Raw genomic sequence first — 18,108 nt, forward strand, 5'->3', positions numbered from 1 at the left:
CCCTGAATGTGATATGTTGTAAAAGACTATTTCTGGTCTGTTAAATCTATCAATAGCAAAATCTAAACGTGATAGTCTAATATCTAATCCATTTAAAGTGAATACGTTTATTAATCGTTTAAGTAAGAAAATTTCAAAAGAAGAAGGGATAGATTTTCAAAAATAACCTATCTAGTCATTGTTTATATATAATTTGTATCTTTTGGTTTATTAATTTGTATTTAAAATTTAATCATGTTACAATTGAAATTGAAATCGAATAGAAAAGGAAAATGCAAACGTGGGTACACTATTAGCAACAAGATTAAAAAATAGACGAAAAGAATTAAAAATGTCTCAGCGAGAATTGGCTGAGGGGATATGCAAACAGGGACAGATTAGTCGATTAGAGAATGGAGAATTTACTCCAGGAGCAGACTTTTTATATGCTCTGTCTAAGAAGTTAAAAGTTAGTATGGATTATTTTTTTAATGAGCAAATTGAAGAAGAGATTGATGAGCTATCAGAGTTTAAAAAGTTAGCCCAGACATTTATCACAAATCGAAATTATGAGTCTTTGAAATATATATATGAATTAGAGAGTGTAAAGGTACATCGCTTGTCTCTAGTAAATAAATTTTATATGGAGTGGATAAAATCTCTTATAGATTTTTATTTCTATGGGCAAAAAGAGGAGGCTGTGGCAAGATTGGAGAAGGTACTGTCTCAGTTAAGTGTAACTGACTTGACCTACCTTCAAGTTGCAAATACTCTATTCAATTTTTATTATGACATTGAAGATTTAGAGAGTTTTAATGAAATTAGAGAAAAGTTAGAGTATCAAGTAAATCAACTCCAGTTAAACACAATCGAAGAATTAAACCTTTCTATTAAATTTAATTATAATGTTTGTCGCTATCTATGGTTGCAGAATAATACTGAAGAGGCTATTACTAAAATCACAGATACGATAAAGCAATGTAAGACGTATAGAACAACGTATCTTTTGGCTGATTTGTATTTATTGATGGGAAATGTCAGTAAGAATTTTTCTTCTAAAGTTGCAGTAAAAGAGTACTTTGAAACGGCTTATTTCCTTTATAAGCTTGAGGGAAATATGTCAATGGCTCTTAAAATCGAGCATTATATTGCAGATATAACAGAATAGTAAAGACGATGTTCAATTAAGCATCGCTTTTTTAATCCAAAAAGATACAAATATGTATTTAATAAAAAAATATTATCAAAAATCTTGACAGTATTATATTGAAGTGCTAAAATGAGTGCAAGAAAATATTAGGCTTTTTGTCCATAAAACATCTACAGAAACTTACTATAGACTGAGTGAATGTAAAGAGACTTCAGCCTTTGAAGAATTGAGAGGTAAAATTAATGAATGAATTAGAAGTTAGATTTGAACTCAACGATGAGAGAGATTATAATAATGCTATTTCATATTTAGAAAAATCTTATAAATTTAAGAGTGAAAATAAGCAAGTTGATGAATATTTTAAAATAAAAGGAAGAGAATTTGAAAATGATGAGGTAGGTAGCTTTATCTACAGAATTCGCCAAGAAGATGATAATAAAGCATGTGTTTTCACAAGAAAAGATACGATAAAACAAGGAATGTGGAGTGAAAGTGAAATAGAGTTGGAATCTGAAAAATTAGAATTTGTAAGAAATATCTTGCAAGATGGATTTTCAAATATTTTCACAATAAGTAAACATAGAAAGACTTATCATGATGCATTAGAAAATAAAACGATTAATCTAGATAAGATTGATAGTCTTGGATTTTATCTTGAGATAGAGATTTTAGGAGATTTTTCAAAAGAAGATTATCATAATTTTTATGATAAAATGTGCGGAGAGTTCTCGTTTTTAAATTCAAAAATAGAAACAAAGGGCTATGTCCAATTAATGAGAGAAAAAAATGGACGTAATTGAAATTATCAAATAGTCTTGTTGGGATTGTTTACTCAATTGCTGAATTTGGAAGTTTGATAGCAGTAACCTTTCTTTCTACTTTTTGAATAAGAAGGATGCCTTTATCTTGATGAATGTATCAATGGCAACCATTCCACTTGTCATTATGGCAAGTGGGATGGTAGAAAATTATGTGACTATTAGTCCGTCTCGCTCCGTTAGGTGCGAGACAAATAAACCACCCGTTAGACGGGTGGTCATGATTCCCAATTATCAATTAGATATTCTGGAAGAAGAGAATCAAACAAAATATAAAATCTTTATACGTGAGACAACTTCATACTTTGTATATAACAAAGAACATTCGGATAAGAATCAGTATGTCAAAGGACGAACATTGATAAGACAGCTAACCAACGATAGTCGAGTAATACCATACAGAAGATCTACAGTTAAGAGTCTACAGGAAAAGATTACTGAGATTAACCTCTTCATTGAATTAACTGAAGTAGATAAGAAATACCAAGACATTAAAGACGAGTTAGTAAAAGAAATAGCAGAGATAGATATAAAACTAAATCAAATTAATGAAAAAATCGCCAACTTAAATAAGATGGCGGAAGTGCTTATCAATTTGAAGAGTGAGGATGTGAGCAGTCGAAAGCTTGCAAGATATGACTTTTCAAAATTAAATTTGGCAGAATCAATTACAGTAGAACAAGTAACCGAATAAATAAGAGTGTTTCAAGAGGAGTTGGATCATTATCTTTATGAGTATGAGGAATTAGAAAAAAATCTAGAAATGTTTGTAAAAGTACTGAATGATAAGGATTTTGATAAAAAATTTAGTACAGAAATACTATTGGAATAACAATAATTAATCCTATGGTGGTTAAAGATTAACTATCCTTGTGTCATTGATTAATATATTTGTCATAGTGCTCTTGGTACTGTGCTTTTATATTGTGTTCTCCTAGAATTTCAAATACCTGAAGTGCTTGTTTCATCTTTTCGATTCCGTTCGCAGGATTACGCTTAAATTCAAAATAGCCACACGTATATAAGAAGACGGTTTGTTCATAATAGTTTAATTCATTGTTTAATAATTTTTTTACTTCTTTGATAAGAAAACTACAATTTTGAAATTCTTCTTTATCAACACTAACAATTAGGCAATTGATTGCTAATTGTGTAACAAGCCGTTTATTTGTCTTATTTAATGTTGAATAGATATAATTTTTTAACATTTCTATAGTTAATAGGAAGTAGGAGTTATATTTAATTGTTCTTACACAGTTACCTAATAGGATAATTTCATAGTAACCCCAGTTTTCAACTTTAAAAAGATAATCTGTTAGCTGTAATAACTCCTCGTCCGAGGGGAGAAAATTTTTATTTGTTGTATAGAGAATCGATTTTACCATTGTCTTTTCATAAGGACCCAAGTTATAACTTGAAGAGTTTGATAGTAATTCAATAATACTATCAAAATTTTTTGTGGAGTAGTGTTTTCGAATATATTGCACCAAGTTAGCGAATGATCCAGTTCTAGTAGAATTATTGTCATGAAGAATAATAAATTCATCCAAAGTTATATGTAATTTATCTAAAATATTGATTAGTCGAATACAAGAGATTTCTGATTCTCCCCGTTCAAATCTAGAAATTTGAGATTTAGATAAATTACTATCAGCAATTGAACATAAACTGATTTGCTTTCCTTTTCGAATTTTTCTGAGTGTTATACCAAGTTTTGATTTCAAATTTCCCATTTTCCCAACAAAATTTCAAAGGTTTTTTATTTATTATACAATAAATAAAAAATAAAGGGAGGTTCAGTATGAAAAAACTTTTAAAATTTACATGAATATTGTTATTGATTATGGATATTATCATTATAGTCGGAGGTTGAATCTTACCTGTACAGGTAAGTGTTTAGTTATAACTAAACACTTATTTTGGATTATTATGAAATAGATGGTACTTGTTATCTTGATTTTAGAGTATCTGGCGAGGGTGTATATTTCATTGAGTTAGTAATTATGTATGGTTTAAGTGAAAATAGTGCGGTACCAACTCTTGTAAAGAGGTTTGGAATAAGTCTTACCGATTTAATAAAAAGTGATATTCATCGTGGTTTAACTAGAAAGAAGGGACATTTTGGATATTAACAAGAAAACGTTTTATACAATTACTTTTGGTGAGTTTATATCAAATGTTGGAGATAGATTTCAGAAAATTGCTTTTCCAATCTTAATTTACCAAGAATTTCATTCGTCTTTTGCAATGGGAGGAATGGTGATTATTGAATTGCTACCTCAATTCTTCTTGGGATTTGTTATGGGTTACTTATTAGATAATTTCAATAAGAAAAAAATACTATTATGGTCTACATTAATACCTGCATTATTATGTAGTGTAATACCGATATTATCTAAATATTCAGTTTCTATATTTTTTTACTATGTTATTGCATTTTTGATACCTTTATTTTCGACACTTTTTCAAACAGGATTCTCAGTCATTACTCCTGCCTTATTTGAGAAGGAAGAATTGCAAAAATATAATTCTCAGTTTCAAGGTGTTCGAACTATTTCAAAATTAATTTCTCCAGCTCTAGCAGGGGTACTAATGTTAAAGTTTTATATTAATAGCATTTTTTTTATTAATAGTGCTTCTTTCTTGTTATTATTTCTTTCAATCCTAATTTCATATATTCCAGATCAAGAACACAAGAAGAATGGTAATGATGATATAAAAGAAATTTTTGTAGGTTTTAAAGAGAACTTTACAAATATTAAATTGAGGATTTCTTTACTCTTTACTATTGTTGTGAATATCGCTATGCTAGGTTTCAATGCAACGATTATTTTTTATTTACAGGATCAATTAAAATTATCAAATAGTCTTGTTGGGATTGTTTACTCAATTGCTGGATTTGGAAGTTTGATAGCAGTAACCTTTCTTTCTACTTTTTTGAATAAGAAGGATGCCTTTATCTTGATGAATATATCAATGGCAACCATCCCACTTGTCATTATGGCAAGTGGGATAGTGGAAAATTGGATATTTTTTGGAATTTGTTATTCAATTTTGAGTGGATTAATTACAATAGCTTCTGTCTCCATTACAACAATACAGCAACAAGAAAGTACTGTGTATAATATTGGAAAGATACTTTCAAGTTCTTTTGTAATAGCTACCATTTTTGCTCCTTTTGGAGGGATACTGGCTGCTTATTTTAATTGGCTTTTAAACCCGAGATTAAGTCTAGTTATTTTGGGATTACTAAGTAGTTTATTGGTTATTCTTATAAAGAGTTATGAAAAAAAGCTAACTGAGAAAAGAACTGCAACATTTATAAAGGAAGATTAGTGGATCAATTATCACTTGAAAAATAATATTAATTCGTAGTAAAATAAAAAATTGAAAAGGGTTTTACATAATGTACTACCTAATTCATATTTAATAATTATTGAGGGGATAGAACTAGAAACCAAAAATACTGAATCTTAAACTGCCCCCAAAAGTAAGATTTTTCTGTCTAACTTTTGGGGGCAGTACATTATCTCTAACTTCTGGAGTACTTTTTCTATATTCAAATTATTTTACAGTACCCATGTACGGATGGCATGGGCAACGCCAGATTCATCATTAGATTTAGTGATGTATTTGGCGATTTTTTTGATTTCTGGATTTCCATTTTCCATGACAACGGGGTTACCAACGACTTCCAGCATGGCACGGTCGTTTTCTTCGTCACCGATAGCCATGGTTTCATCTTTGGTCAATCCGAGTTTTTCAGCTAGATGAGTGATGGCTGAACCTTTGTCCACATTCTTTTTAAGGAGTTCGAGGTAGAAAGGAGCGGATTTGTTGATAGAGTAGCGTTCGTAGAATTCCGCTGGTATCTTTTCAATCGCAGCATCCAGAATCTCTGGTTCATCGATGAACATACATTTGACGATTTCCTTGCCAGCCATTTCTTCAGGTGTACGGTAGAAGATGGGCATGCTGACGAGGGTTGATTCATGCACAGTGTATTTTCCGATATTGCGATTGGCAGTATAGATACCGTCCTTTGTAATAGCGTGCATGTGGACACCGAGCTTGCGACTGAGGAATTCCATATCCAGATAATCCTCATAAGACAAAGATTCGCTGATAATCTCATGGCCTGTAGCAGTTTCTTGGACAAGGGCACCGTTGAAGGTCACCACATAGTCACCCTCGTCTCTCAACTGCAAGTCATCCAGAAGTTTGGCAACACCTGCGATAGGGCGGCCCGTTGCAATCACGACTTTGACACCAGCTTCTTTGGCATCTTGGATGGCAGAAAAGACTTCAGGAGTGATTTCCTTTTGGCTGTTGACTAGGGTTCCGTCGATATCGACGGCTATTAGTTTAATACTCATAAAATTCCTCTTCTAGTTTTTATTTGGGGTAAAATGATCGTTCTCAATCAAGTGTAAAAATTGCTGGGTAATGCTTGCGAAGATACTGTTTTGGTCCAACATTTCTTTTGGAAAATAAAAGCGATTATCTCCGTGGCGACTGCCAGCAAGGGATTGGACGATAGGAGACAGGCTAGAGAGTTCGGCTAGTTCTCCATTTTTTTGTAAAATCTCAATCTGTGTCCGTGGATTTTCAGATTCGGGACGATAGATATCATAAGGGAGGTCGAAGTTCTTATGAATGGCAGTGTAGTAGTCTGGATCAAAGCCGATGTCCTCAACCAATTTTCTCATGCTAGCGAGTTGGTCTTGATCTTCTTGTGAAAAGGTAATGGATTTAAAGACCTTGCGGTTGACAAAGCGCTGAGATAAGTCTGCAAGAATCTTGTCAGGACTGGTCATCCAGAGTTGGAAGTAGGTATTCATCACACCATCATCCAGAGCCAGATAATCAGACAAGATCACATTTTTTTCAAAGAAAGGCAGGAGATGTGGAGATGTTCGTGCAAAGAAGTCCTTGTCCTCAGGATAGAGTTCCTTGGCGCGTTTGAGGAGATTCTGCAGGAGAACTTCCATGGCCCGTGTTGCTGGGTGGAAATAGACCTGCATATACATCTGGTAGCGACTGAGGACGTAGTCTTCGATGGCGTGCATGCCGTTGCGCTGAAAGGCGATACCATTTTCGACAGGACGAATGACTCGGAGGATGCGAGTCAGGTCAAATTCTCCATAGGATGCTCCTGTAAAATAGGAGTCGCGCAAGAGATAGTCCATGCGGTCCGCATCAATCTGGCTAGAAATGAGTTGCACAACCTGCTTGTTAGGATAGGTATGATCAATGACACTGGCAACCTTTTCTGGAAAATCTGGCGCTACTTGTAGCAGGACTTGATGAATCTCCGTTTCAGGACTTTGGATAATCTCCTGAGTAATGGCTTCGTGGTCTGTATCAAAGAGATTTTCAAAAGTATGGGAGTAGGCACCATGTCCAAGGTCATGTAGGAGAGCAGCGGTCATGGTCAAGAGAGACTCAGAAGGATTCCATTCGTCTGGATATTTTTCTTCAAAAATCTCTGTGATGCGTCGTGCAATTTCATAGACTCCTAGACAGTGGGAGAAACGGCTGTGCTCCCCACCGTGGAAGGTATAACTGGAAGTTCCCAGTTGTTTGATACGACGTAAACGCTGAAATTCTTTTGTATTAATCAAGTCATAGATGATTTGATTATTGACATGGATGTAGTTGTGAACTGGGTCACGGAATACTTTTTCGTTCATATGACCATTATAGCAAAATCCTGCTCTTTTTGGTAAAATAGTAGGACAAGAGACAAGAAAGAGGACTTGATGTGAAGATTCGGATGCGAAATACGATTCAGTTTGATGAGCAGTTGGAAGTGATTGACCAGCTTTATGACGTGGAAGTGCATGAAAAAGGAGATTATAGCTACCTGCTTTTCTATAATGAGGAAAAGGAAAAAGTGGTTATTAAATTTCATGGTCAAGAACTTGTGATGAGCCGATTTTCCAATCCCAAGACCATTATGCGCTTTCTAAAGGATAGCGATAGTTTAGCCTATATTCCGACACCTATGGGTATGCAGGAGTTTGTTATCCAAACGAATCGTTATCAAGTGGATGGACAAAAGATTGAGCTAGATTATCAACTACAAAACCAAGAGGGACATCCCTTTGCCAGCTATCAATTGGAAATTACTTGGGGCTAGTCTCATGTCTTTTTCAAATTTAGCTAGCTAACTTCTTGGATTGGCTTCCTAGTGTGGTAGATTAGGCTATTTTTTGGTATAATAAAAGTTATGGAAATCGAAAAAACCAATCGTATGAATGCGCTCTTTGAATTTTATGCGGCGCTTTTGACAGATAAGCAAATGAATTATATCGAGCTATACTACGCTGATGATTACAGCCTTGCTGAGATTGCCGAGGAGTTTGGTGTCAGTCGTCAGGCTGTCTATGATAATATCAAGCGGACAGAAAAGATTCTGGAAGATTATGAGATGAAATTGCACATGTACTCGGACTACATTGTTCGCAGTCAAATTTTTGATCAGATTTTGGAGCGTTATCCAGAGGATGCTTTTCTGCAAGAGCAAATTGAGATTTTGACCAGTATTGATAATAGGGAGTAATCATGGAAAATCTTGTTGTCTATAAAGGAATACCTTGCAAACTATTAGCTGCAGAGGAACCATTTCCTACAAGACTACAAATTCTCTCACCTGATTCTATTCCTCAAGCCCTTAAAGAAGGATTTAGCTGTTGGGGATATCCAAATGAAATCATTAAAGAAGTCACAACCGAAGAACTAGAGAGTTTGCAACATTTCGGACGATTTCCACTGAATTGAAAAAATAGGAGAAAATAATGGCATTTGAAAATTTAACAGAACGTTTGCAGAACGTCTTTAAAAACCTACGTAAAAAAGGAAAAATCTCTGAATCTGATGTCCAAGAGGCAACCAAAGAAATTCGCTTGGCCTTGCTTGAGGCCGACGTTGCCTTGCCTGTTGTAAAGGACTTTATCAAGAAAGTTCGTGAGCGTGCAGTCGGGCATGAGGTCATTGATACCCTTAATCCTGCGCAACAAATTATTAAAATCGTTGATGAGGAACTGACAACTGTTTTAGGTTCTGATACGGCAGAAATTATCAAGTCACCTAAGATTCCAACCATCATCATGATGGTTGGTTTACAGGGGGCTGGTAAAACAACCTTTGCAGGTAAATTGGCCAACAAACTCAAGAAAGAAGAAAATGCCCGTCCTTTGATGATTGCTGCGGATATCTACCGTCCTGCGGCTATTGACCAGCTTAAGACCTTGGGGCAACAAATTGATGTGCCTGTCTTCGCTCTTGGTACAGAGGTACCAGCTGTTGAGATTGTTCGTCAAGGTTTGGAACAAGCCCAAGCCAATCACAACGACTATGTTTTGATTGATACAGCAGGACGTTTGCAGATTGATGAGCTCCTCATGAATGAGCTTCGTGACGTGAAAGCACTAGCTCAACCAAATGAAATTCTGCTCGTCGTTGATGCCATGATTGGTCAAGAAGCGGCCAATGTTGCGCGTGAATTTAACGCTCAGTTGGAAGTAACGGGTGTCATCCTTACCAAGATTGATGGGGATACTCGTGGTGGTGCGGCTCTATCTGTTCGTCATATAACTGGAAAACCTATCAAGTTCACTGGTACAGGTGAAAAGATTACGGACATTGAAACCTTCCATCCAGATCGTATGTCTAGTCGTATCCTTGGTATGGGGGATATGTTGACCTTGATTGAGAAAGCTTCTCAAGAATACGATGAGCAAAAAGCTCTTGAAATGGCTGAGAAGATGCGTGAAAATACCTTTGATTTCAATGATTTCATTGATCAGTTGGATCAGGTGCAAAACATGGGGCCGATGGAAGACTTGCTCAAGATGATTCCAGGTATGGCCAACAATCCAGCCCTTCAAAACATGAAGGTGGATGAGCGCCAGATTGCGCGCAAACGTGCCATTGTTTCTTCTATGACGCCTGAAGAGCGTGAAAATCCAGATTTGTTAAATCCAAGCCGTCGTCGTCGTATTGCCGCAGGTTCTGGAAATACTTTTGTAGAAGTCAATAAATTCATTAAAGACTTTAACCAGGCTAAACAGCTCATGCAGGGTGTTATGTCTGGAGATATGAACAAGATGATGAAGCAAATGGGAATCAATCCAAACAACCTTCCTAAAAATATGCCAAATATGGGAGGAATGGATATGTCTGCCCTTGAAGGAATGATGGGACAAGGCGGAATGCCTGACCTGTCAGCTCTCGGAGGAGCAGGAATGCCAGATATGAGTCAGATGTTTGGTGGCGGACTCAAAGGTAAAATTGGTGAATTTGCTATGAAACAGTCCATGAAACGAATGGCTAACAAAATGAAAAAAGCGAAGAAGAAACGCAAGTAAGACAAAGGAAGGCCGCAGGGCTTTCCTTTTTTATAAAGAAGAAAAATGAGCACTTCCGTAATTGGAAATGCTCGTTTTTTGATATGTTTAGACTCCTATACTCAATGAAAATCAAAGAACAAACTAGGAAACTAGCCGCAGGTTGCTCAAAACACTGTTTTGAGGTTGTAGATAGAACTGACGAAGTCAGTAACCATATCTACGACAAGGAGACGTTGACGTGGTTTGAAGAGATTTTCGAAGAGTATTAGTCTTTATTTTCGTATGGCAAGATTAAGTTCAAGATGATTCCTGTCATGGCTGATAGGGCAGTACCTGAAAGTGTAACTGGACCAAGTTTAAGGATAGCTCCTCCAAGTCCAAGTACCAACATAGCACTTGCGATGATTAGGTTACGCATTTGAGCGAAATCAACACGTTCTTTAATCAAGACTTTCAAACCGTTGCTGGCGATAACTCCATAGAGAAGGATTGACATACCACCAAGTACAGCGTTTGGAATAGTTGAAATCAAGGCTGTGAATTTACCAAGGAAGCTAAGAGCAATTGCGATAAAGGCAGCGTTACGGATAACTGAGACAGAAGCGATACGAGTCATACCGATAACCCCTGTATTTTCTCCATAAGTTGTATTGGCTGGTCCACCAAGGAAGGCAGAAACAGAAGTTGCGATACCATCACCAAGAAGAGTACGGTGAAGACCTGGTTCTTTCAAGAATTGACGGCCACAGATTTGACCCAAAACAGTATGGTCTCCGATATGTTCAGAAATTGTTACGATAGCGATTGGCAAGATAGCGATGGTTTCTGGCCCAAAGTAAAGATTGTATTCTTTAAAGGCACCACCTGTGCTAAATGGCAAGTAGAAACCAGGAATTTCAAACCAGTTAGCTTTTAGAACTGGTGTAAAGTCAACCAAACCAAGAGTTAGTGCGAAGAGATAGCCACCGATAATGGCAAAGAGGAATGGAATGATTCGTAGGAAGCCTTTTCCTTTTGTGTTGATAAAGGCAGCGATTAAGAAAGTAACAACTGCTACAAGAGCATTTTTCCAGTTTCCATCAGCTACAAGACCAGCGTTGGTAACAGCTGAACCTGCAAGTCCAAGACCGATAACGATGATCATAGGTCCGATGATGATTGGTGGCAAGAGTTTATCAATCCATTTTGTACCTGCAAAACGAACACCAGCAGCCACAAGGACATAGACCAAACCAGTCAAGATAACCCCTGTTTGGGCAGCAGATACATCACCACCCATTTCTTTCATAGCAAGTGACATTGCTGTGATAAAGGCGAATGATGATCCTAGATAAACTGGAACTCTAAAACCAGTTGCGATCATGTAGATGAGTGTTCCAACACCTGAAGCAAAAAGGGCAACAGATACAGGCATTCCCAAAATCAAGGGTACCAAGATGGTCGCACCGAACATGGCGAAAACGTGTTGGAAACTAAGGAGAATTCCTTTTCCAGCCGAAGGACGTTGGTCAACGTCTAGTAACAAATCAACAGTTGATTCTTGTTTCATATAAACCTCACTTTTGGGCATCAAAAAAGAGCCCATTATTCTACAGCAATAGGCCCTCAGAGTAAGACTTCTCTAAAATCTAGACTTTAAAGAGTTTCAAGTATTTCTGCGTCTTCGTCACCTCACGGGATGACATTAAAAACCTTTGCTTGTGATAGTATAGCAAAAATTACAAACTTTGTAAATATTTTTTTACTAAAAAGATTAAAGCGGGCGTTTATTGGGCATGCCAGCCTTACGTGGATATTTATTTGGCGTTTCTTTTTTCTTTTCTACCACTGTGATGTAGCGCGGATCTCCATTTGGTAGGGCGTAGCTGAGATTGTCTTCGACCTTACTAAAAAGGAGGTTGAGAGCATTCTTAGCTTCTAATAATTCCTCAGGCGCATTGCTAGCCTTGAGCGCCAATAGTTTTCCGCCAACTTTAAGGTAGGGAATAGTCAATTCAGATAAAACCTGCATGCGGGCTACCGCACGAGCTGTTACAAAATCATATTGAGCACGGAAGTTCTTGTCTTGTGCAAAATCTTCGGCACGTCCATGGTAGAAATGAACATCGTCTAAATCCAGTTCTTGAGCCAAGAGTTGGAGGAAGTTGATGCGCTTATTGAGAGAATCAATGATGGTCACATCTAACTGAGGATAGAGGATTTTCATTGGTAGACTAGGAAATCCTGCCCCAGCTCCGATATCAAGCAATTTGATAGTTTCATTGGAAATCAAGCCTTGAAGAATGGGTGCAATCGAATCGTAAAAATGTTTGAGATAAACTTCTTCCTTGTCCGTAATGGCTGTTAAATTAATCTTTTCATTCCACTCGACCAAGAGCTCAAAATAGCGTTCAAATTGTTTTTTTTGCTGGTCCGAAAGTGGAAGATTTTGCTCGGCAAGCAGGTTGTAAAATGTTTCTGGTTTCATAGTTATTTCCTTCTTTAGTATCATCTTATTTTACCACAATCATTAAAAATTTGATATACTGGTACTAATCTAAAAGCAGAAAGGACTTATATAATGACTTGGATTATTCTTGGAGTTATCGCTCTTGTTGTTATTTTTGTGATTCTTAGCTATAACGGTTTGGTTAAGAATCGTATGCAAACAAAGGAGGCTTGGAGTCAGATTGATGTTCAGTTGAAACGTCGAAATGACCTCTTGCCAAACTTGATTGAAACTGTAAAAGGTTATGCCAAATATGAAGGTTCTACCCTTGAAAAGGTAGCAGAACTGCGTAACCAAGTGGCAGCAGCAACTTCACCAGCAGAAGCTATGAAAGCTAGTGATGCCCTCACTCGTCAGGTTTCAGGTATTTTTGCAGTTGCAGAAAGCTATCCAGATTTGAAAGCTAGTGCAAACTTTGTTAAATTGCAAGAGGAGTTGACAAACACAGAAAATAAAATTTCTTACTCTCGTCAACTCTACAACAGTGTTGTCAGCAACTACAATGTAAAATTAGAAACTTTCCCAAGCAATATTATCGCTGGAATGTTTGGATTTAAAGCAGCAGATTTCCTTCAAACACCAGAAGAGGAAAAGGTAGTTCCTAAAGTTGATTTTAGCGGTTTAGGTGACTAAGATGTTGTTTGATCAAATTGCAAGCAATAAACGAAAAACCTGGATTTTGTTGCTGGTATTTTTCCTACTCTTAGCTCTTGTTGGCTATGCGGTTGGTTACCTCTTTATGCGATCTGGGCTTGGTGGTTTGATTATCGCACTGATTATTGGCTTTATCTATGCCTTGTCCATGATTTTTCAATCGACAGAGATTGTCATGTCCATGAACGGGGCGCGTGAGGTTGATGAGCAAACGGCACCAGACCTCTACCATGTAGTGGAAGATATGGCTATGGTGGCTCAGATTCCTATGCCCCGTGTTTTCATCATTGATGATCCAGCCTTAAATGCCTTTGCGACAGGTTCTAACCCTCAAAATGCGGCGGTTGNNGNGACGTCAGGTCTCCTAGCTATCATGAATCGTGAAGAACTAGAAGCTGTTATGGGACATGAAGTCAGTCATATTCGTAACTACGATATCCGCATTTCGACTATTGCTGTTGCCCTTGCCAGTGCTATCACTATGCTTTCTAGTATGGCAGGTCGTATGATGTGGTGGGGTGGCGCAGGTCGCAGACGAAGTGATGATGATCGGGATGGAAATGGCTTAGAAATCATTATGCTCGTGGTTTCACTACTAGCTATTGTTCTGGCGCCTCTCGCTGCAACCTTGGTGCAACTAGCTATTTCTCGTCAGAGGGAATTCCTAGCTGATGCTTCCAGTGTCGAGTTGACTCGCAATCCTCAAGGGATGATTAATGCTCTACGTAAGTTAGACAATAGTAAACCCATGAGTCGTCCTGTTGATGATGCCAGCAGTGCACTTTATATCAATGATCCCAAGAAAGGTGGAGGGTTCCAAAAACTCTTTTATACCCACCCACCTATTTCAGAACGGATTGAACGTTTAAAACATATGTAAAATGAATGTTGGGAAAAAGTCTTTAAAATCTTAAAAACGCATAATATCAGGTGTGCAAAAACTTGATATTATGCGTTTTATTATGGAAGATTTACTTCGTTTTCTCCTAAAATTGTGTTTTTGCACCATCTATCTGCTATGTTGCAAATTTATAAATCGTCTAAATTAACTACCTCCAGACCGTGTTCTGTTAAGCGATAGATGATCGAGCAAACTTCTTTTAAGAAACGACGGTCATGCGAAACAGTGATGAGACCGCCTGGATAGGTGGCAAAGAGTTTTCTGATTTGGGGTTGAGAAGTGGGTGAAAAGTTTCGTGTGGGTTCATCCAGAAGGAGAAAGTTTGGTTTGCGCAAGACTAAATCCAAAAGCAGGAGTTTACCCTGTTGCCCGCCAGATAAGGAGCGAATTTGATGCTGCATTTCTGGATAACTGAAATTGAGACTAGCTAGATGAGATTGGATTTTCTGTAGTTCCTCTTTTTCTCCAGTTTTGCTGAGGTAGGCTATTGGTGATAAATCCAATTGCAGTTTTTTGTGGTAATCTTGTGGCATAAAACCAAGCGAAATTTCTCTTTTTGCGCTAAGCAGTTGTTGCAACTTGGCTAGCAGAGTCGATTTTCCAACACCATTTGGGCCGATGATACCGATTTTTTCTTGGCCATGGACAGTTAGTTGCAGTCCCTGAACCAAAACTCGGTCGCCAATGGACAAATTTTCTTTTTCCAATTGGATTAAGACTTTAGAAGCCGGTAATGGTTGGACATCTGAAAAGAAAAGTTTGATTTCTTCCTCTTCAAGTGGCTTTTGGGTCATGGCCTGAGCTTCCTTTTCAAAGCGTTTTTCTTGAGAGAGGACAGTTTTCATCTTTTTAGCCAATAGGCGACCGGCAGTACTGTCTTTAGTAGCTCTAAGCGCAGTTTCTACATTTTGCTTGACTCGTCGATGTTTTTCCATGGTTTTATCGTAGGCTCTTTGATCGTTAGCAGCTTGCTTGCTTTGTTTGGCAAAATTAGCCTTTCTCTGCTCACTATAGCGATCATAGTCTAAATGCTCTACTAGTGTTTCCGCTTCTTTACGGTGCTTGACCAGTCGCAAGTGAACAATAGTGTCTGCCGTTTCAGAAAGAAAGTCTTCATCATGGGAAATGAAAATAACGGTTTGCCTCATCTTCTGTATCTGTCTTTTTAGCCAATCAACCGTCTCAAGGTCTAGGTCATTTGAAGGTTCATCTAGAAATAGAATCTCAAAGGGTTTGGCTAACTCATGGATGAGCTGAATTTTCAAAGCTTCGCCTCCTGATAGACTGCCAATCTCTTGGTTGCTAGCGAAGCGATCGCCATCAAAATGCAATTCCTCAGCCAAACGATAGAGGATACTGTAGTCTAAATCAAGAGAATCTAAAAAGAAGTAGTCGTGTAGACTTTTCTTTTTCAGCTCCTCGGGAAGTTTTTGAGGAATATAGGCCAGTGACTGATAGTCAGACTGGATGTCTCCCTTGATAGTGAAATCAGACAAAGTTTCCCCCATTAAAGTTTTAAGTAAGGTTGATTTGCCATTTCCTTCCTCTCCAATAATAGCTACTTTTTCCCCGTCTTGGATGGTCATGTTTAAGTCTGAGACAAGATCTCGTAAATCTTTGTTTTGTGTGATGGTCAGATGATTGATTTTTATCATATTGTTGCCCTTTCTAGAATGTCGATAGTGCATAACAAAAAGCTCTACTTTATCTAGTAGAGCCAAAGTTTATGTCAAAAAACTCTATTAATACTCTTCGAAAATCTCTTCAAACCACGTCAGCGTCGCCTTACCGTAGATATATGTAACTGACTTCGTCAGTCTTATCTACAACCTCAAAGCAGTGCTTTGAGCAACCTGCGGCTAGCTTCCTAGTTTGCTCTTTGATTTTCATTGAGTATAAAATGCCAGAAAAAGAGCATAAAAGAGTACACAAAAAGAGACAAAAACAAGATCTACTAAATAAAGGTTCTTTATTTGATAGACTTAGTTGTTCATGTCTCCCTTACCTCCGAGTATTAGTATCTCTATACTATACCTTTCAGGATATTTTGTCAACAGAAAACCGACAATTCTAATCTCTAAAATCCGAAAACAGGTCCATAAAGAGTTAGTACGTGTTTAACATGCTCGTAATGGAACTTGTCATAGTTGCGCCAAGCGGTACGTGCTTGATTGTTTAGTTTTAGACTACCCAGTCCAATAAGTAGACTGGTACGTTGGTAAAATTTCTCAAGGTCGATTAAAATACTGTTGTCCAACTTTTCTGCTTTTTTGAGCTCTTGCAGAGTAGTGTTTAGTAGCTCTTGTAGTCGAATATCATCTGCCCTACCCTGTTTGCAGCTTTGGAAACTTTTATTTAACTCGGATAGGAGTTGGGTTGCATTAGTAATGAGTTCTTTATCTTCCATGTGAGCATCCTCCTTGCTCTGATGTATTATTGCCTATAGTATAGCACTAAAAAACAAAAATATCATAGTAAATATGTTAAAAATTCAAATTTTAATTATAAAGTTTGCCGTGCTGATTTGTAGCCTTTTCATGGTATAATCAAGAGAGTAAATCTTTATGGAGGAAGTATGAAATTAAATATTCAAGAAATTCGTAAGCAGTCTGAAGGCTTGCATTTTGAACAAACGTTAGACCTAGCCGCAGACCTGCATGCACGCAATCAAGAAATTTTAGATGTAAAAGATATCCTTGCAGTTGGGAAAGTACAGTACGAAGACCGTATGTATTTTTTAGATTATCAATTATCTTATACCATTGTTCTTGCTTCAAGTCGCAGTATGGAACCAGTTGAGTTAGTTGAATCTTATCCAGTCACGGAAGTTTTCATGGAAGGCGCAACTAACCAGCTAGATCAAGAAGTTCTAGATGATGATTTGGTCTTGCCTATCGAAAATGGAGAACTTGACCTTGCTGAGAGTGTATCAGACAATATCCTACTAAATATTCCTATTAAGGTCTTGACGGCTGAAGAAGAGGCTGGTCAAGGATTTGTGTCAGGAAATGACTGGCAAATCATGACAGAAGAAGAATACCAAGCTCAACAAGCAGTTAAGAAAGAAGAAAACAGTCCTTTTGCTGGCTTACAAGGACTATTTGATGGAGACGAATAATGGTCTTGTCAAAAAAACGAGCACGAAAAGTGCTAGAAGAAATCATTGCTCTGTTTCCAGATGCCAAGCCCAGTCTTGATTTTACCAATCATTTTGAACTCTTGGTTGCGGTCATGTTGTCAGCGCAGACGACGGATGCAGCGGTAAATAAGGCCACACCAGGTCTCTTTGCTGCCTTTCCAACGCCACAAGCCATGTCTGTTGCAACAGAAAGTGAGATTGCTTCACACATTTCTCGCCTGGGACTGTATCGAAATAAGGCTAAATTCCTTAAAAAATGTGCCCAACAGTTACTAGACGATTTTGATGGCCAAGTTCCTCAAACACGTGAGGAATTAGAGAGTTTAGCAGGTGTTGGTCGCAAAACAGCCAATGTAGTCATGAGTGTGGGGTTTGGGATTCCAGCCTTTGCAGTGGATACTCATGTGGAGCGTATTTGCAAACACCACGATATTGTCAAAAAATCAGCGACACCGCTTGAGGTGGAAAAACGAGTTATGGATATCTTGCCACCGGAGCAGTGGTTAGCAGCCCATCAGGCCATGATTTATTTTGGAAGAGCCATTTGCCATCCTAAAAATCCAGAGTGTGACCAGTACCCACAGTTATATGATTTTAGCAATTTATAAGATGGCTCATCAAAAGT

18 protein-coding genes and 1 pseudogene are annotated in these 18,108 nt (G+C 37.5%); 12 read left to right on the top strand and 7 right to left on the bottom strand.

Annotated features, from left to right (window positions below; all coding sequences use genetic code 11):
- Positions 1-280: 280 nt before the first annotated feature.
- The 3 genes and pseudogenes from MK480_RS01115 to MK480_RS01125 form a co-directional block, all read left to right on the top strand.
- Positions 281-1,147: a helix-turn-helix domain-containing protein gene (locus MK480_RS01115; protein WP_261036925.1), complete on the top strand. Its 867-nt coding sequence runs from the start codon at positions 281-283 to the stop codon at positions 1,145-1,147.
- A gap of 224 nt (positions 1,148-1,371) precedes the next feature.
- The gene (locus MK480_RS01120) at positions 1,372-1,929 is read left to right on the top strand and encodes a CYTH domain-containing protein (protein ID WP_060628099.1); all 558 of its coding nucleotides are present in this window, start codon (positions 1,372-1,374) and stop codon (positions 1,927-1,929) included.
- Positions 1,930-2,161: 232 nt separating this feature from the next.
- A pseudogene (locus MK480_RS01125) lies at positions 2,162-2,779 on the top strand (helical hairpin domain-containing protein); the annotation flags it as partial.
- Between the two features lie 43 nt (positions 2,780-2,822).
- Here MK480_RS01125 and MK480_RS01130 read toward each other — a convergent pair.
- Entirely contained in the window at positions 2,823-3,671 is an 849-nt protein-coding gene (locus tag MK480_RS01130; protein ID WP_045612578.1) for a helix-turn-helix domain-containing protein, read from the bottom strand.
- Between the two features lie 397 nt (positions 3,672-4,068).
- Between MK480_RS01130 and MK480_RS01135 the strand changes: the two genes are divergently transcribed.
- Entirely contained in the window at positions 4,069-5,283 is a 1,215-nt protein-coding gene (locus tag MK480_RS01135; protein ID WP_268707079.1) for an MFS transporter, read from the top strand.
- A gap of 233 nt (positions 5,284-5,516) precedes the next feature.
- On the opposite strand, the gene yidA is transcribed toward MK480_RS01135, so the two are convergent.
- Both yidA and MK480_RS01145 read right to left on the bottom strand, forming a co-directional pair.
- Positions 5,517-6,323 carry a sugar-phosphatase gene (gene yidA / locus MK480_RS01140; protein ID WP_261017893.1) on the bottom strand — a complete coding sequence of 269 codons (807 nt, stop codon included), beginning with the start codon at positions 6,321-6,323 and terminating at the stop codon, positions 5,517-5,519.
- A gap of 12 nt (positions 6,324-6,335) precedes the next feature.
- Positions 6,336-7,640, bottom strand: coding sequence for an HD domain-containing protein (locus tag MK480_RS01145; RefSeq protein ID WP_268707080.1), 1,305 nt, complete (start codon positions 7,638-7,640; stop codon positions 6,336-6,338).
- 71 nt (positions 7,641-7,711) lie between these two features.
- On the opposite strand from MK480_RS01145, the gene MK480_RS01150 reads away from it, so the two are divergent.
- From MK480_RS01150 to ffh, 4 genes are all read left to right on the top strand, one after another.
- Positions 7,712-8,089 (top strand): YwiB family protein, encoded by a 378-nt coding sequence (locus MK480_RS01150; protein ID WP_080983350.1) that lies wholly within the window; start codon positions 7,712-7,714, stop codon positions 8,087-8,089.
- A gap of 90 nt (positions 8,090-8,179) precedes the next feature.
- Positions 8,180-8,512: a putative DNA-binding protein gene (locus MK480_RS01155; protein WP_000402062.1), complete on the top strand. Its 333-nt coding sequence runs from the start codon at positions 8,180-8,182 to the stop codon at positions 8,510-8,512.
- A 2-nt stretch (positions 8,513-8,514) separates the two neighbouring features.
- Positions 8,515-8,730, top strand: coding sequence for a hypothetical protein (locus MK480_RS01160; protein ID WP_060628105.1), 216 nt, complete (start codon positions 8,515-8,517; stop codon positions 8,728-8,730).
- A 17-nt stretch (positions 8,731-8,747) separates the two neighbouring features.
- A complete protein-coding gene (gene ffh, locus MK480_RS01165) occupies positions 8,748-10,319 on the top strand; it encodes a signal recognition particle protein (RefSeq protein WP_084924251.1) in 1,572 nt (523 codons plus the stop codon).
- 247 nt (positions 10,320-10,566) lie between these two features.
- Here ffh and MK480_RS01170 read toward each other — a convergent pair whose 3' ends face one another.
- Both MK480_RS01170 and rsmG read right to left on the bottom strand, forming a co-directional pair.
- Entirely contained in the window at positions 10,567-11,850 is a 1,284-nt protein-coding gene (locus MK480_RS01170; protein WP_261008937.1) for a uracil-xanthine permease family protein, read from the bottom strand.
- A gap of 204 nt (positions 11,851-12,054) precedes the next feature.
- Entirely contained in the window at positions 12,055-12,768 is a 714-nt protein-coding gene (gene rsmG / locus MK480_RS01175; RefSeq protein WP_247953140.1) for a 16S rRNA (guanine(527)-N(7))-methyltransferase RsmG, read from the bottom strand.
- Between the two features lie 93 nt (positions 12,769-12,861).
- On the opposite strand from rsmG, the gene MK480_RS01180 reads away from it, so the two are divergent.
- Both MK480_RS01180 and htpX read left to right on the top strand, forming a co-directional pair.
- Complete coding sequence (locus MK480_RS01180) at positions 12,862-13,422, top strand: LemA family protein (protein WP_084887001.1); 561 nt, start codon at positions 12,862-12,864, stop codon at positions 13,420-13,422.
- 1 nt (position 13,423) lies between these two features.
- Positions 13,424-14,323 (top strand): zinc metalloprotease HtpX, encoded by a 900-nt coding sequence (gene htpX / locus MK480_RS01185; protein WP_268707081.1) that lies wholly within the window; start codon positions 13,424-13,426, stop codon positions 14,321-14,323.
- A 149-nt stretch (positions 14,324-14,472) separates the two neighbouring features.
- Here the strand turns inward: htpX and MK480_RS01190 are convergent, their stop codons facing one another.
- Together MK480_RS01190 and MK480_RS01195 are read right to left on the bottom strand one after the other, a co-directional pair.
- Positions 14,473-16,032 carry an ATP-binding cassette domain-containing protein gene (locus MK480_RS01190; protein WP_084887005.1) on the bottom strand — a complete coding sequence of 520 codons (1,560 nt, stop codon included), beginning with the start codon at positions 16,030-16,032 and terminating at the stop codon, positions 14,473-14,475.
- A 389-nt stretch (positions 16,033-16,421) separates the two neighbouring features.
- Positions 16,422-16,751, bottom strand: a complete 330-nt coding sequence (locus tag MK480_RS01195; protein ID WP_268707082.1) for a helicase BlpT — start codon at positions 16,749-16,751, stop codon at positions 16,422-16,424.
- A 168-nt stretch (positions 16,752-16,919) separates the two neighbouring features.
- Here MK480_RS01195 and MK480_RS01200 point away from each other — a divergent pair, with 168 nt between their 5' ends.
- Together MK480_RS01200 and nth are read left to right on the top strand one after the other, a co-directional pair.
- On the top strand, positions 16,920-17,462 hold the full coding sequence (locus MK480_RS01200; protein ID WP_060805712.1) for a YceD family protein: 543 nt from the start codon (positions 16,920-16,922) through the stop codon (positions 17,460-17,462).
- Positions 17,462-18,091: an endonuclease III gene (nth, locus tag MK480_RS01205; protein ID WP_000244443.1), complete on the top strand. Its 630-nt coding sequence runs from the start codon at positions 17,462-17,464 to the stop codon at positions 18,089-18,091. The genes MK480_RS01200 and nth overlap by 1 nt, the downstream gene beginning before the upstream one ends.
- Positions 18,092-18,108 lie beyond the last annotated feature (17 nt).

Source organism: Streptococcus mitis, from assembly GCF_026782895.1.
Classification (GTDB): domain Bacteria; phylum Bacillota; class Bacilli; order Lactobacillales; family Streptococcaceae; genus Streptococcus; species Streptococcus mitis_CB.

Coding starts and splice junctions, on each gene's coding strand:
- MK480_RS01120 (WP_060628099.1), top strand. CDS start 1,372: ATGAATGAATTAGAAGTTAGATTTGAACTCAACGATGAGAGAGATTAT.
- yidA (WP_261017893.1), bottom strand. CDS start 6,323: ATGAGTATTAAACTAATAGCCGTCGATATCGACGGAACCCTAGTCAAC.
- MK480_RS01145 (WP_268707080.1), bottom strand. CDS start 7,640: ATGAACGAAAAAGTATTCCGTGACCCAGTTCACAACTACATCCATGTC.
- MK480_RS01155 (WP_000402062.1), top strand. CDS start 8,180: ATGGAAATCGAAAAAACCAATCGTATGAATGCGCTCTTTGAATTTTAT.
- MK480_RS01160 (WP_060628105.1), top strand. CDS start 8,515: ATGGAAAATCTTGTTGTCTATAAAGGAATACCTTGCAAACTATTAGCT.
- ffh (WP_084924251.1), top strand. CDS start 8,748: ATGGCATTTGAAAATTTAACAGAACGTTTGCAGAACGTCTTTAAAAAC.
- MK480_RS01170 (WP_261008937.1), bottom strand. CDS start 11,850: ATGAAACAAGAATCAACTGTTGATTTGTTACTAGACGTTGACCAACGT.
- rsmG (WP_247953140.1), bottom strand. CDS start 12,768: ATGAAACCAGAAACATTTTACAACCTGCTTGCCGAGCAAAATCTTCCA.
- MK480_RS01180 (WP_084887001.1), top strand. CDS start 12,862: ATGACTTGGATTATTCTTGGAGTTATCGCTCTTGTTGTTATTTTTGTG.
- MK480_RS01190 (WP_084887005.1), bottom strand. CDS start 16,032: ATGCACTATCGACATTCTAGAAAGGGCAACAATATGATAAAAATCAAT.
- MK480_RS01195 (WP_268707082.1), bottom strand. CDS start 16,751: ATGGAAGATAAAGAACTCATTACTAATGCAACCCAACTCCTATCCGAG.
- MK480_RS01200 (WP_060805712.1), top strand. CDS start 16,920: ATGAAATTAAATATTCAAGAAATTCGTAAGCAGTCTGAAGGCTTGCAT.
- nth (WP_000244443.1), top strand. CDS start 17,462: ATGGTCTTGTCAAAAAAACGAGCACGAAAAGTGCTAGAAGAAATCATT.